General features: G+C 61.4%; 18 protein-coding genes. All 18 read right to left on the bottom strand.

Going from position 1 to position 11,735, the window contains the following annotated elements; translation table 11 throughout:
* Positions 1–336 carry a hypothetical protein gene (locus EJ072_RS32415; protein WP_126082892.1) on the bottom strand — a complete coding sequence of 112 codons (336 nt, stop codon included), beginning with the start codon at positions 334–336 and terminating at the stop codon, positions 1–3.
* 2 nt (positions 337–338) lie between these two features.
* A complete protein-coding gene (locus tag EJ072_RS32410; protein WP_126082891.1) occupies positions 339–668 on the bottom strand; it encodes a hypothetical protein in 330 nt (109 codons plus the stop codon).
* A 92-nt stretch (positions 669–760) separates the two neighbouring features.
* Positions 761–1,342, bottom strand: coding sequence for a hypothetical protein (locus tag EJ072_RS32405; RefSeq protein WP_126082890.1), 582 nt, complete (start codon positions 1,340–1,342; stop codon positions 761–763).
* Positions 1,343–1,904: 562 nt separating this feature from the next.
* Positions 1,905–2,825 (bottom strand): hypothetical protein, encoded by a 921-nt coding sequence (locus EJ072_RS32400; protein WP_126082889.1) that lies wholly within the window; start codon positions 2,823–2,825, stop codon positions 1,905–1,907.
* Between the two features lie 117 nt (positions 2,826–2,942).
* The gene (locus EJ072_RS32395) at positions 2,943–3,269 is read right to left on the bottom strand and encodes a hypothetical protein (protein ID WP_126082888.1); all 327 of its coding nucleotides are present in this window, start codon (positions 3,267–3,269) and stop codon (positions 2,943–2,945) included.
* Complete coding sequence (locus tag EJ072_RS36220; protein WP_189343144.1) at positions 3,266–3,865, bottom strand: hypothetical protein; 600 nt, start codon at positions 3,863–3,865, stop codon at positions 3,266–3,268. Before EJ072_RS36220 ends, EJ072_RS32395 begins: the two co-directional genes overlap by 4 nt.
* A complete protein-coding gene (locus tag EJ072_RS32380) occupies positions 3,801–4,190 on the bottom strand; it encodes a hypothetical protein (protein ID WP_126082886.1) in 390 nt (129 codons plus the stop codon). Before EJ072_RS32380 ends, EJ072_RS36220 begins: the two co-directional genes overlap by 65 nt.
* A 278-nt stretch (positions 4,191–4,468) precedes the next feature.
* Positions 4,469–4,654 carry a hypothetical protein gene (locus EJ072_RS32375; protein ID WP_126082885.1) on the bottom strand — a complete coding sequence of 62 codons (186 nt, stop codon included), beginning with the start codon at positions 4,652–4,654 and terminating at the stop codon, positions 4,469–4,471.
* A complete protein-coding gene (locus EJ072_RS32370; protein WP_245467067.1) occupies positions 4,651–4,953 on the bottom strand; it encodes a DUF6074 family protein in 303 nt (100 codons plus the stop codon). The genes EJ072_RS32375 and EJ072_RS32370 overlap by 4 nt, the downstream gene beginning before the upstream one ends.
* Complete coding sequence (locus tag EJ072_RS32365; protein WP_126082884.1) at positions 4,950–5,588, bottom strand: hypothetical protein; 639 nt, start codon at positions 5,586–5,588, stop codon at positions 4,950–4,952. Before EJ072_RS32365 ends, EJ072_RS32370 begins: the two co-directional genes overlap by 4 nt.
* Positions 5,585–5,794: a hypothetical protein gene (locus EJ072_RS32360; RefSeq protein WP_126082883.1), complete on the bottom strand. Its 210-nt coding sequence runs from the start codon at positions 5,792–5,794 to the stop codon at positions 5,585–5,587. The genes EJ072_RS32365 and EJ072_RS32360 overlap by 4 nt, the downstream gene beginning before the upstream one ends.
* A complete protein-coding gene (locus EJ072_RS32355) occupies positions 5,791–6,015 on the bottom strand; it encodes a hypothetical protein (RefSeq protein WP_126082882.1) in 225 nt (74 codons plus the stop codon). The genes EJ072_RS32360 and EJ072_RS32355 overlap by 4 nt, the downstream gene beginning before the upstream one ends.
* The gene (locus EJ072_RS32350; protein WP_126082881.1) at positions 6,012–6,308 is read right to left on the bottom strand and encodes a hypothetical protein; all 297 of its coding nucleotides are present in this window, start codon (positions 6,306–6,308) and stop codon (positions 6,012–6,014) included. Before EJ072_RS32350 ends, EJ072_RS32355 begins: the two co-directional genes overlap by 4 nt.
* Positions 6,305–6,496, bottom strand: coding sequence for a DNA-binding protein (locus EJ072_RS32345; protein WP_126082880.1), 192 nt, complete (start codon positions 6,494–6,496; stop codon positions 6,305–6,307). Before EJ072_RS32345 ends, EJ072_RS32350 begins: the two co-directional genes overlap by 4 nt.
* 134 nt (positions 6,497–6,630) lie before the next feature.
* Positions 6,631–7,335, bottom strand: coding sequence for a hypothetical protein (locus EJ072_RS32340; RefSeq protein ID WP_126082879.1), 705 nt, complete (start codon positions 7,333–7,335; stop codon positions 6,631–6,633).
* Positions 7,332–8,636 (bottom strand): site-specific integrase, encoded by a 1,305-nt coding sequence (locus EJ072_RS32335; RefSeq protein WP_126082878.1) that lies wholly within the window; start codon positions 8,634–8,636, stop codon positions 7,332–7,334. The genes EJ072_RS32340 and EJ072_RS32335 overlap by 4 nt, the downstream gene beginning before the upstream one ends.
* 246 nt (positions 8,637–8,882) lie before the next feature.
* On the bottom strand, positions 8,883–10,181 hold the full coding sequence (locus EJ072_RS32330; protein WP_126082877.1) for an O-antigen ligase family protein: 1,299 nt from the start codon (positions 10,179–10,181) through the stop codon (positions 8,883–8,885).
* Positions 10,178–11,713, bottom strand: coding sequence for an undecaprenyl-phosphate glucose phosphotransferase (locus EJ072_RS32325; protein WP_126082876.1), 1,536 nt, complete (start codon positions 11,711–11,713; stop codon positions 10,178–10,180). Before EJ072_RS32325 ends, EJ072_RS32330 begins: the two co-directional genes overlap by 4 nt.
* Positions 11,714–11,735: the final 22 nt, after the last annotated feature.

Genomic DNA, 11,735 nt, shown 5'->3' with positions numbered 1-11,735 from the left:
TCAGACCTCCGACAAAACGAGCATGATTTCGCCTGCCGCTTCGCCCGTCGGCGCCGGCAAGGGCTGGTGAGAGACGACGCGCCAAGACTTGCCGTTGAGGGTCAGATCCGCGTCACGAAGATTGGCCGGATCGATGCCGGCCAAGTCGGAAGCGCGGATCGTGGCCGACGGCTTCACATCGAGCACGTCGACGCCGCGGAAGTTCAGAGCGGCCGGGTTTGTCTTGTCGATGGCGCGGAGGGCCTTCGGCACCTCGCCGCAAGCGATAGTCAGCGAGGCGTCGACCGCGATCGGCGAGGCATAGAGAGCTGCGTAGTGGGTGTCCCAGATACTCATGGTCAGGCACCTCGGCGCCCGGCATAGATCTGCCGCGCCATGCCGCTGAAACCCGAGTTGGTCTTGGCGATGGCTTTGTCCCAGGAAAGGCGCTGAGCGGGCTTCTGCGCCGGCGGCGCCTTCGCCTTTTCATGCATACGGAAATCGCTGAATGCAGGATGCGAAGTTGAAACGGGCCGCGACGTTGCGACGGCCCTGCCATAGACCACAATGTCCATCGCCTCATGGAATGCCTCCGTGAGGTGCGTGACATCGCAACTCAGGTCGACGAGCCGATCGCGTTCGGCTTCGCTGAAGTGCCGCCAGTTCGGCGAGCGGTTGTTGGCTTCCATGAAAAACCGAACATTGTCGTCAAAGCTGGCGAGGCCGCTGTGATCGCCGGCGGCGGCGCGGCGCCAGTGTTCAGGCCAGTGTGCGGGTACGGTCATGCTGCTTCCTCTTCGTTGAGCCGGAGGTTGGCAAAGGCCTCCCATGCCTCAAGATCGACGGGCTCGCCGGCTGCCTTGGCCAGGTTCGGCCAGTCGACCTTTTCGAATGCCTCGAGATCCCAGATGTCCGGATCCGGATTCGACGCCCAAGGCTCGAGTTCGGAGAAGCGGCCTATCTCGGTGGCGCCATGCATCAGTGCAAAGGTCATGGCCTTGGCCATTGCATAGGCGACCTCGCACGGCGCCCCGCAGCCGATGGCCAGCGAAGCTGCTACCGGCTCGACGCGGTAAACCAAGGCCAAGGCCATATACGCGGCGCCCTTGTCCACAGGGTTGGAAAGATCGTCCAGCGCTTGGAAGCCGGGAGGCGCGGAAAAATGCTGCGGTGGCAACTTCGCTTTTGCGGGGACAGTCTTGCTCGCCAGCACTGGCGCAACGTCGGCGAGATGCCAGACCGGAGAGCCTTTCTGCTTGCCTGCGGGTCTGATCTGACCGACGCGCAATGCGACGGTCCTGCGATCGAGGCCGAACTCCGTCGCTAGAGCGTTGATAGACCAGGGCTTTTTGGTCATCGACATGAGCCGCGGCCTCCCAGGTGTGGTGGAACGCGCGAAAAAACTTTGTGGCTAGAGGCACGATGCGCGTAGCCGCCCCGTATCCGGTTTCCGATGTGGGAAGGACCCGTCCGAGGCTGGCGGGTCGAGCGGCACCGAACACCCGACCCGCGCTTGCCATGTCGCAGAGCATCGCCTGCGCCTCGACAATCCCGATCGATTGGCGATGTCGAGTAACCAGCCGATCGGAAGGTGGTAGTCGAACCGGCAGGCCACCGCTGAGAAGCCTGCCGGCTCTGTGCCACGGTCCGGCCGACAGCAAGGCGGCGTGGCATTCGCGAGCAGGCGGATGAAGCCTGCCTAAAAGAAAAGAAAAACGAGAATTTCGAAACCCGAAAAACACGGACGGATCGCCCTGCGCCGCCCCGTATCCTTGCCTGCTCTTGAGCGAGGAACCTTATGCCGGGGTGGGCATAGCTGGTGTAGTTTGCCCCCCAGGCGCCGCGCGCCCGCGTGACCTCCTGGGGAGCAGCACCGACCAGCGATGTAGGCGCTGGCGGTATCTGTGATGTCGTGGGTTTGCCGTTCATGCCGCGACGTCTTCCTCGGCCTGCTTGGCGTCGCTGGGATCGAGATACTCGGTCCTCACGTCCGCCGGATTGATGGCTGGCGCGGGGGTCATTGTGGCAAGCTGCTCCAGGGTGGCGATTACAACACTGGGGTTTGAGTATGTCGGCGCCTTCCAGAACGGGACATCGCCTACCTTGAGCCCCGGCATCTCCAAGCGCGCGATGCTTTCGGGTCGTTGGGTGTGCTGAGCAGGCACATAGGTGCGCTTGACCACGCGGCGTCGGGTGACGCTGGTCATTCCGCCCGAACTTCCCGACGGTAGCGATCCCTGGTTTGCCCCTCGGAAGCGGGCATTCAACTCGGCCTGCTTTTCTGGCGGGAGCACACGGATGTCGGGAGCGTTGCTGTAGCACCAGACGTCGACAGTCTCCTGACTGATTGTTTTCTCCGGCTCTCCGAGTTTGCCGCGCACCGCGAACTCTGGGTCCATCAGCGGTGCTGCACCCTCAGGCAGATTCTTGTTAGCCTCCTCGACTGCGATTGCTGCCTCGGCCAGCGTCTTCAGCAACGCGGTGAAGTCCTTGGCGATCGCCGGGTATTTGGTTGTGAGCAGCTTGGCAGCAGCATCGGCTTGTGCCTTGGCAGAAGCGTACTGTGCGGCCCGGTCCTGCTGGGTCTCGGCCACCGTTGCTGCTTCGATCCGGCGCTCGAGTTCGTCACGAGCAGCTTCCAATCGTTCCGTGTGACGGTAGGCGGCTGCCAAACGATCCTCGACTGCGGCCAGATCCTTGTCGCTGCCATCGAGCAAGACGCGCTTGCGCTCCGCCTCCAGGGCTTCGGTTGCCTCCTCGGCAGCCTTCAGATCGATGGCGGCCAAGGCAGATCTGAGGTCAGATGAAGTGTTCGATGGCCTGCGGAGAAGTTTGAAGATGTCCATGCCTGCACCTCGTTTTGATGGTCCGAAGGTGCGGTCGAAAACGTGATAGGCCTATAGGGGCCGGCACCGAAAAACGTGACAGAACGTGATAGGCGCAAGAAAAACGTGACAGCGCGCTTAGGCGGCTTTGCGTCGGCGATGAACCCGGGTGTGCAGTTCCTGCATGGAGACGACCCAGCCGGCGCCACGCTTCTCACCGATGCCCTCAGCCTGACACCACTTGCGGATCGTGTTCTGCGGAATACCGGTGCGCAGCTGGGCGATGTGCGGCGTCACCATGTCATGCCCGTCAAACTTGCGAGGCGGTTCCACACGACCACCATCGTCAGCATGGCCGATAGGCGGGTCCGGCGACGGCTCTTCCACAGTGAGCAGTCCGGCGAGCCGCTCGACCGCGGCGGCGATCGATGCGAGTTCGGCCAGGATAGCGGCGCGCTCGGTCATGACCGCGGCCGTTCTGTCGTAGGAACAAAAAATGCCTGCGCCGATTGAACGGCAAACCGAAAGGGTGCCGCGCAATGATTGAACTTAGGGTTCTGGAAATGGCAGTCGCAAGGCAACGCGAAAAGCGAGCCGAGCACTCGCTGAAGCAAGCGACGGCCTTGCTGGACGAGGACCACGGGCTTGCGGTCAGCCTTGCACTCTGCAGCCGGATACGAAACGGGCAAGCGCGTGCAAAAGCAGCCCGGCGTCGGCTGCTGAAGATCGCGCCGACCGCGCATTGAAACACGCTGCCTTTCAGCCTGTTGCCGGATGTGACGGAACCCACGCAGCCGCAAGTTGATTTTTCCGCCTGAGACTTCACCGTGGAGTTCTGCCCGATGATGCAGCACACAGGCTTCGAAGATGCAGAGGAGCGCATCCGCGAAACCGAACTGGCAATTCAGCGGTCTGAGAAAATTCTGGCCGAAAACATGGCACTCCGCAGCAGGATGCGAGGCCTGGTCGATGCCGCATACCGGGAGATCGATCGCCTCAACGAAGATCACAGCGCCGGTTGAACCAAGCCAGCGCTTGCCCCACTGCCTCGCGGTGATCATGACAGCCACCCCACGATGCCGGCGAGAGTGTCGGCGCAAAACCGGTGAAGGTGACGCCAACGTACGCCAAAGGGTGGAGGCGTTCTCGCCGGATGGTGAACTGGATGTGGCGACGGCTTTGAGCCACTGTAAGCGCCATTGGACTACAGCGTTTTGAGTACAGCGTTTTATGCGTTTTGCGCCATTGGACCAGGACGGCGAAAGGCGGGCCGCTCTTCACCGAGCCGCGCGCCTTTTGCTTTTGCGCGATCGGGTGATCAAACGGCTCGATCAAATCGACGAAAGGGCCGCTCGTGTGATCAAGGCTGCGGCCGAGTTGGTCCAAGCGATAGAGTCTGACCGGTCGATCAGATTGCTCAAGGCCGGTTCGACACTGGGGCTGTAGTTCCCTCGCGCGCGCTGTCACTCGTCGCGGCCCTCTGGCCACCGGCGCCACCATTCTCGCTCCAGCACGCTCGCCACCAGGTCGCCGGCCGGTGATCCGCGGCGCGTCGTGCGCGGCAGCATGCTCGGCTAGGAATGCGGCGTCGGGCATGCGCTCGGCGGCCTCGGCAAAGCACCCAAGGGCGGTCTCGATCCAGGTCGCGGCGGAGCGGTAGGCGTTCAAACCATCACCGCCCGCGCCTTCTTCAGCGCTTCGATCAGAGCGTCGACGTTGGCCTTACCGAATATGGCGATCCGATCCTCGCTGCCGTCGTGCGAGTCCGTTTGAGATATCGCCACGCTATCGTCATCGACCTCGACGACCACTGAATCCTGCTGAGGGAAAGCTTCGATCCGGTCGCTCATGCCGCGCTGCCTCCCGGCTGCTGACCGCCCTGATAGGTCTGCCGGATAATCTCGGCTTGCACCGCCGCCCAGAAGGCACCGAGCTGCTCGTCCTGTTCAGATTCGGAAATGCCTAGCCGGCCGAGATGACCGAGCAGGCCGGTGGTCACTTGGTCGCGATAGCTTTCAGCATGGCGATCCGTCGACTTCGCCAGCATCTTCGTGGCGACCTCCCGGATGCGACCGACCCGGCTGACCAGCGGGAATGCGATTACCTGGCAGGGCGGATTCCAATCGAGTAAGTTCATCTGCACGCTCACGCTGCCCTCCCTTTGGCTAAGGCGTAGCTGTTGGGCTGTTCCTTTCCCTCGCGCGCGTAGACACCAAGCTTTCCCTGTTCAGAGCGCTCTTTGGTATCCCTAAGGTTTCCCTCTAAGGTATCTACTTTACGGTGACCGTAAGGAACTTGGTTATCGGTGACCGGTAAGATGTTCTTATCGGTGACCGGTAATTTTCGAGACTGCTTGCGGAGGCGACCATCACGGAGGGCAGCGGCTTCTTCGCCCTTGGCAAATTGGGGCTTCGATACCCTCTCGGCCATGTCGGCGGCCCAGCTGAAATTGAGCTTGAGGAACAGCCCGCGTTCACCCTTCTTTGGCGCAACTTCGGACGGCACGTCGCGCCGGTGGACCTTTTCCAAGGCGCCCTCACGCTTCATTTTCGATATCGCCGGGCTGACCTTCTCAGGGGTTAGATTGAGCTCTGCCGCCAGTCGATCGAGCGACGGGAAAGCATATCCAAGCTCGGGGTTGTAGAAGTCGGCAATCTTTGTGGCGACACGGCCGAGGATAGTCTCGCGCTTCCATTTCGGCGCGGCGTTCACGGCGTCGCGCCAATCATATTTCGACATCTCGACTAGTTCCTTTCGGAACCACGGCTTGGGCTGTTTGGTCATTCGACCCTCGCCAATATACGGGCCGCGGCGGCGATCGCCTGGCAGGCTTCCGGCGCACTGAGGCCGAAGCGCTCGCGCAGCAAGGGCACCGCTGGGCGGTCACGCTGCCGGCGCGGTGTGTGCGCCAGCCAAGTCGCGGCCTCGTCGATTGCAGCGCTGGTTTCGTGGCAGAGGCCAGTGGTGCCGCCGATGGGAAGGTCGCTCATGGCGTGTCCTCCTTTAGCCAGCGTTCAGCCTCTTCGATGTTCCAGAACGAGTTGAAGGCCTCGCCCTTACGGAAGATGATGTGGGAGAGGAAGACTCTCCGATCGCCACCGTTGCGGGCATGGAAGCGGTATCCCGCCTTGGTCGCGGCCGACTGCAGCGCCCTGAGCCTAGCGAGACGATCTGCCGGCCAGAACCGTTTGAATGAGGCGCTGATCGTCATGACTCGTCCTTCTCAACACCGGGCTCGTAGTGCATTTCAGCCAGTTCGTTGATTAGCTCGACCTGGTAGATCGCCAGCGCCATTTGCAGCGAGAGAATGACCTCTCCAAGGGTGAGGCCGCGATCGTAGCTACCGCAGCGTTTTAGGATGCCGTCGAGGTGGTCGCTTCTGCGATTGAACATGGTGCGCAGTTCTTCCGCAATCTCGTGCGCTGCGTCAGCCACGCGAGTTTTGTTGGCGAAATCGCCTTCGGGATCTGGGCCAAGATGATAGGTTTCAGACGACGCGCTCATGCGGCATTCGCGGCACGAGCGCGCTCCCAAGCCACGAGATCGGCTTCAAGGAAGTATCGGCGCCGATTGATGACCATCGGCTTGGGAAATGAAAGGGCGGGATTGTTGAGCCAGCGATGCAGGCTCATGTCGCTGATCCCGTAGCGCGCCAGGACTTGCGGCGCGGTGAGATAGACTTCGGTTGACATCGTATGTTGGCCTTACGTTGGTAACGTTAGGCCCCTATACATAGCCATAATCGCGCCAGAGAATATTCCTCTTTGCGCGATTATTTCATGAGCAAACCGGGATGCCGATTTAGATGCTCATCGTCGCTTTTAAATCAGGAGAGTTTGGCCTTCTCTTCGTCGCGGTAGGCGATGACGTGGGTCACGATCGATTTGCGGGAAAGTGTTTTCCCCAGGAACATCGTCACGCCAGCTTCTATGAAACTCGCTGCGGGACTGCCTGAGCTCTCGGATATCTTGATGCGCGCAATCGGCACCTTGAACGCCGCACACCAGAGGCGAGCAAGACCGCGAATCAGCCCATCGATCTCAGGCTGCTCATTTTTCGCCGGCCGCCTATCCAGCCAATTTTCCAACGCGCCAGCCAAATCGGTCGCGTTAGCAAGGAGACGCTCAAGCACCCGCTTTGCGATCTCGACCTCGCCCACCGTAAACTCGGCCGGAACAAGAGCCGCTTCCAATTCCGCATCCGTCATGGGATTCCGCTGCTCGTCGTCCCAGCTATCAGGAAGGCCTGCAACAATTTCAGTGGCTGTGGAAAGCTCAAATCTCTGACTGTCCAAGTATCGGATGGTGGTGCTTACCGCGTCCTGGGTCCGTCTCCATGCGTCAACCGTAGCTTGGTGAGTGTCCTTCTTTCGGCTCTCTGCCGCCCAGTGAAACCTATTGGTGATGTCATGCAGCTTAGCCCTGAGCCAATCGTCGTGAGGCATAGAAAACCCCTGGGCTTTCAACATCGAAAGGATCTCGCGTTCGGCTTGCTCAGAGAAATCGTGCTGATAGTTGAAATCGATCGTCATTGTCCTGCAACCTTCATCGGCACGACGTTGCTCTCGGCCTTGCCGGTCACCAGTTCGTCGACATATCGGCCCCAGGCTTCGAGCGCGGCCTGCTTCTCCTCGTAATAGTCGTAGCGATTGTAGATGGCCGCGATGCCGCGGATGATGCCGCTCGAATGGTTGAGCACCGCCTCGATAACGTGAGGCCTGATGCGCAGCCGCGCCATGCCGCTGGCGGCTGTCCGGCGCAAGTCATGCAGAGTCCAGTGCTCCATTTTGAAATCAGGATCGCGCGTCTCTTCCTGGGCGATTTCCAGCATCGACTTGGCGATCGCCTTCGTTGCCCGCGACCAACCCGTTGCGTAGGTCTCGCCTGTGGTGGTGAAGACGTAGCCGGCCTTGGTCCGTATGGCCTTCACATCGTCAAGAACGTCTTTGACGGCGGTCGAGATCGGCACCACGTTGTCGCGCCCGTTCTTCGTTCGAGCGCCAGGAATAATCCAGTCGCTGCCGTCGATCTCCTTTGTGCTCATGGCCGCAACTTCTGTGCGGCGCTGGCCAGTCAACAACAGCACCTTAAACATATGGCCGAACGGTTGCCCGTGCTTCGTTGCGGCCTTCCAGAACCATCGGATTTCATCGTCGGTCAGGACACGATCGCGCGGCGTCTCGTCGTAGGACTTTTCCATGCCCTCCATCGGTGAACTGGTGACGGGAATGCCGTTCTTCGGCTTGGCGCACCAATCGAAGAATGTGCTCAACGCGGTGAACACCCGGTTGGCCATCACGTGCTTGCCGTCGGCGTCGATCTTGTTGATGAGATTGCGGACATCGACGTCTGTGATCTCCGAAATGTGCTTGTCGCCCCACTTCGGCGTCACATGGTTCGCAAACAAGGTTTCGACCCAATCGGCATAGCGGTTCTTCTTCTTGTGCCGGTGGTATTTGTCGACGAAATCGACCACCACGTTTTTGAATAGTAGCGATTGGTCCTCAGCCTCGGCCCTCGCGGCTTTCCGAGTCTCCTGCTTCTCGGCCGCTGGATCGGCGCCGGCGCGGATACGTTCGAGCGTCCCACTGGCATCGAGACGGACCTTTTTCAGCTCCTCCCCGGCCTTCTTCTCATCGCTGCCGGCCAGGTAGTTGCCGAGTGTCAGTTTGCGGGGCTTGCCCCGATGTCTGTAGCGCAGCGCCCAAGCCTTCCGGCCCGTCGGCTGCACGATGAGGAACAGGCCAGGCAATACCGCGTCCGGGATCTCCAGCCGCTTGTTCGGGTCTGCCTTCAGCTTGGTGAGCGCTGCGCCCGTCAGTGCCTTCGCCATTTCTGCTTTCCCCCTCTGGGTAACACCGGGGTAACAGAATTGGCCCGTTATGGCCCGTTACCCTGTGTTATCAACACATCCTAACATAGGCCGATTTTCCCGGAAAGCCAAAGGGATACAACAGGCACGAACGTTTTGACTTGTGAGGCGACGTTAGCCGGAGATTTTTGACTGGGGGTCAAGGGGTCGTCGGTTCGAATCCGGCCACTCCGACCATTTTTAACCTGAGACTTGGCCCCAAGGCTTTCATCGACCGGGAGCGACCGCTTCGTGTCGGTTCGTTCGGCTGCTTGGCGGAGCTCCCAGCCGCAAGTCCCGCTGATGCCGGTACTCCAGCACGATGGCGCCCCAGATCAGCCCGAGCAGCAGATAGAGATGGCGCCAGTGGTCGATGTCGATGAAGGTGCCGAGGCCTATATTGCCAAGATAGGCGACATAGGCGCAGAGCAGGTAGGGCTGCCATGGCCGGTCGCGCAGAAGGATGCGGAAGCCGGTGCCGATCGTCCATAAGGTCAGCGTCAGGAACGAGACGAAGCCCAGCCAGCCGTAATCCATCAGCGTCTTCAGCCAGATGTCGTGCGTGTCCTCGCCATAGATCGTGCCGAAGACCAGAGGGCCGATGCCGAACGGATGCTCGATAGCCAGCTGGAAGCCGATCGCGTAGCGGGCGAAGCGGCCGAGTCGCGCCGAATCGTAGCTCTGCTCGAGCTGCGCGCGCTGGGTGAACATGTCCGACACGCCGGGCAGTTGCAGGATGATGAGGAAGGCGATGACCAGCAGCGCCACGGCGGCGATCGTCATCACCACGACCCGCAGCCGGAACTTGCCGCTGGCGCTCTGCAGGAACAGGCATGCCGTGAGCAGCACCGCCGACACCGCGAACATGCCCCAGGCGCCGCGCGAGAAGGAAAAGAAGATGCCGGCGGTGATGATGAGCAGCGGCATCGCAAGCAGCGGCATGCGCGACACCGGGCCGGTGAGCAGCAGGTAGAGCAGGTAGGTGCCAGGCAGCACCAGGAACGGCCCGAACACGTTCGGGTCCTGGAAGGCGCCGGCGGCGCGGTCGTATTTGGTGAACACCTCAGCGCCGGGAAAGGCATGGAAATAGCCGGCGATGCCGAGCAGCGACGTCGCCACCGCCGACACGACATAGGCGATGAAGATCAGCCGGTAGAGGCTAGGCTGGACCGAGGTCACCGAGGCGAAGAACACCGCGCTGAAGGCCAGGAACAGCGAGACGGCGAGATAAAGCGGCGTGTTGGCGAGATCCGCCATCTGCGTCATGGCGATCATGCCGCCAATGTTCATCGCCACCAGAAGCACCAGCAAGGGAACGATCGCGCGCGAGATTCGAAGGCCGAACAGCGCCCAGACCGCGATCAGTCCGGCCATGTAGATCTCGTAGGGCGCGGGCTCGCTGATGACGAAGCCGGAGAGCAGGATGCCGATGCCGATCGCGGCCGACGCGATCAGCGAGATCAGCTTCGCGTTGACCGCCGAAGGCGGCAATGCCCGCGGCTGCAACTCATGGGCGACGGCGCTCAATAGGCGTTTTCCGTGTTGAGCAGGCGGATCGGCGTCAGGAACAGGATGCGCAGATCGAACAGCATCGACCAGTTCTCGATGTAATAGAGGTCGTATTCGGTGCGCATGCGGATCTTTTCGTTGGTGTCCATCTCGCCGCGCCAGCCATTGATCTGCGCCCAGCCGGTGACGCCGGGCTTCACCTTGTGGCGGGCGAAATAGCCGTCCACCACCTCGTTGTAGAGCAGGTTGTGCGACTGCGCGGCGATGGCATGCGGGCGCGGCCCGACCAGCGACAGCGAGCCGAACAGGGAGTTGAAGAACTGCGGCAGTTCATCGATCGAGGTCTTGCGGATGAAGCGTCCGACGCGGGTGACGCGCGGGTCGTTCTTGGTCACCGTCTGCTTGGCGGTCGGGTCGGACCTGTCGGTGAACATCGAGCGGAACTTGTAGACCTCGATGATCTCGTTGTTGAAGCCGTGCCGCTTCTGCTTGAACAGCACCGGGCCTTTGCTGTCGAGCTTGATGGCGATCGCCGTGGCGAGCATTACCGGCGAAAAGAGGATGATGCCGACAAGCGAGAAGACGATATCGAAGGCGCGCTTGGCGACCGAGTCCCAGTCGTTGATCGGCTTGTCGAAGATGTCGAGCATCGGCACGGAGCCGATGTAGGAGTAGGCGCGGGGCCTGAACTGCAGCGCGTTGGAATGCGCCGAGAGCCGGATGTCGACCGGCAGCACCCAGAGTTTCTTGAGCAGTTGCAGTACGCGCGATTCGGCGGTCAGCGGCAGCGAAACGATCAGCATGTCGATGCGCGCGATGCGGGCGAATTCTATGAGCTCCGAGATCGTGCCGAGCTTCGGATAGCCGGCGACGATCGGCGGCGAACGCTTGTCGTTGCGGTCGTCGAAGATGCCGCAGATGCGGATGTCGTTGTAGGGCTGCTTCTCGACCGAGCGGATCAGCTGTTCGGCGGCCTTGCCGCCACCGACGATGAGGGCGCGGCCTTCCATGCGGCCATCGCGCGCCCAGCGCCGGATGAGGCTGGACATCACCAGCCTCAGGCCGAAGATCAGCACAAAGCCGACCACGAACCAGGTGCCGAACAGCAGGCGCGAATAGTCTTCCGAGGCCTTGATGGCAAAGGCGGTCAGCGCCATCAGCGCGAAGCTGCCGGCCCAGACAAGCAGCACCCGGCCGAAATTGGCGAGGGGGCGCATCAGCGCCGCGATCTGGTAGCGGTCGGTGACGTCGAGCAGCACCACGGCCAGGAACGATGTCGACGCGATCGCCAGCGGGTATTGCCAGGCCAGATAATTGAAGAAGCCGACATAGTAGAAATAGACGCCGAGCCCCGACAGGAACAGCAGCGCGAACTCGACCATGCGCAGCACACCGCTGACCATGATCGGCGACATGGTATCGCGCCGGTATTGCGAGGCGACCTGGCGCGCCACATCGTTGATGCCGCCGGGCTTTTCGCTTTCGGCGGGGGCGTCGTAGTTGCGCACCGCATCCATGGAAAAGCGGCGTGCGGGGTCGATCTCATTCATGGGAACTGTCCGCGAGCTTCGC

Source organism: Mesorhizobium sp. M2A.F.Ca.ET.046.03.2.1, assembly GCF_003952425.1.
Lineage (GTDB): Bacteria > Pseudomonadota > Alphaproteobacteria > Rhizobiales > Rhizobiaceae > Mesorhizobium.
The sequence above is the reverse complement of the archived record's forward strand: the minus strand, read 5'-3'. Positions and strand labels throughout refer to the sequence as shown.

Bases quoted from the DNA above. Each gene is read 5' to 3' on its own strand.
- EJ072_RS32415 (WP_126082892.1), bottom strand. From the start codon at position 336: ATGAGTATCTGGGACACCCACTACGCAGCTCTCTATGCCTCGCCGATC.
- EJ072_RS32410 (WP_126082891.1), bottom strand. From the start codon at position 668: ATGGAAGCCAACAACCGCTCGCCGAACTGGCGGCACTTCAGCGAAGCC.
- EJ072_RS32405 (WP_126082890.1), bottom strand. From the start codon at position 1,342: ATGTCGATGACCAAAAAGCCCTGGTCTATCAACGCTCTAGCGACGGAG.
- EJ072_RS32400 (WP_126082889.1), bottom strand. From the start codon at position 2,825: ATGGACATCTTCAAACTTCTCCGCAGGCCATCGAACACTTCATCTGAC.
- EJ072_RS32395 (WP_126082888.1), bottom strand. From the start codon at position 3,269: ATGACCGAGCGCGCCGCTATCCTGGCCGAACTCGCATCGATCGCCGCC.
- EJ072_RS36220 (WP_189343144.1), bottom strand. From the start codon at position 3,865: ATGATCACCGCGAGGCAGTGGGGCAAGCGCTGGCTTGGTTCAACCGGC.
- EJ072_RS32375 (WP_126082885.1), bottom strand. From the start codon at position 4,654: ATGAGCGACCGGATCGAAGCTTTCCCTCAGCAGGATTCAGTGGTCGTC.
- EJ072_RS32365 (WP_126082884.1), bottom strand. From the start codon at position 5,588: ATGACCAAACAGCCCAAGCCGTGGTTCCGAAAGGAACTAGTCGAGATG.
- EJ072_RS32360 (WP_126082883.1), bottom strand. From the start codon at position 5,794: ATGAGCGACCTTCCCATCGGCGGCACCACTGGCCTCTGCCACGAAACC.
- EJ072_RS32355 (WP_126082882.1), bottom strand. From the start codon at position 6,015: ATGACGATCAGCGCCTCATTCAAACGGTTCTGGCCGGCAGATCGTCTC.
- EJ072_RS32350 (WP_126082881.1), bottom strand. From the start codon at position 6,308: ATGAGCGCGTCGTCTGAAACCTATCATCTTGGCCCAGATCCCGAAGGC.
- EJ072_RS32345 (WP_126082880.1), bottom strand. From the start codon at position 6,496: ATGTCAACCGAAGTCTATCTCACCGCGCCGCAAGTCCTGGCGCGCTAC.
- EJ072_RS32340 (WP_126082879.1), bottom strand. From the start codon at position 7,335: ATGACGATCGATTTCAACTATCAGCACGATTTCTCTGAGCAAGCCGAA.
- EJ072_RS32335 (WP_126082878.1), bottom strand. From the start codon at position 8,636: ATGGCGAAGGCACTGACGGGCGCAGCGCTCACCAAGCTGAAGGCAGAC.
- EJ072_RS32325 (WP_126082876.1), bottom strand. From the start codon at position 11,713: ATGAATGAGATCGACCCCGCACGCCGCTTTTCCATGGATGCGGTGCGC.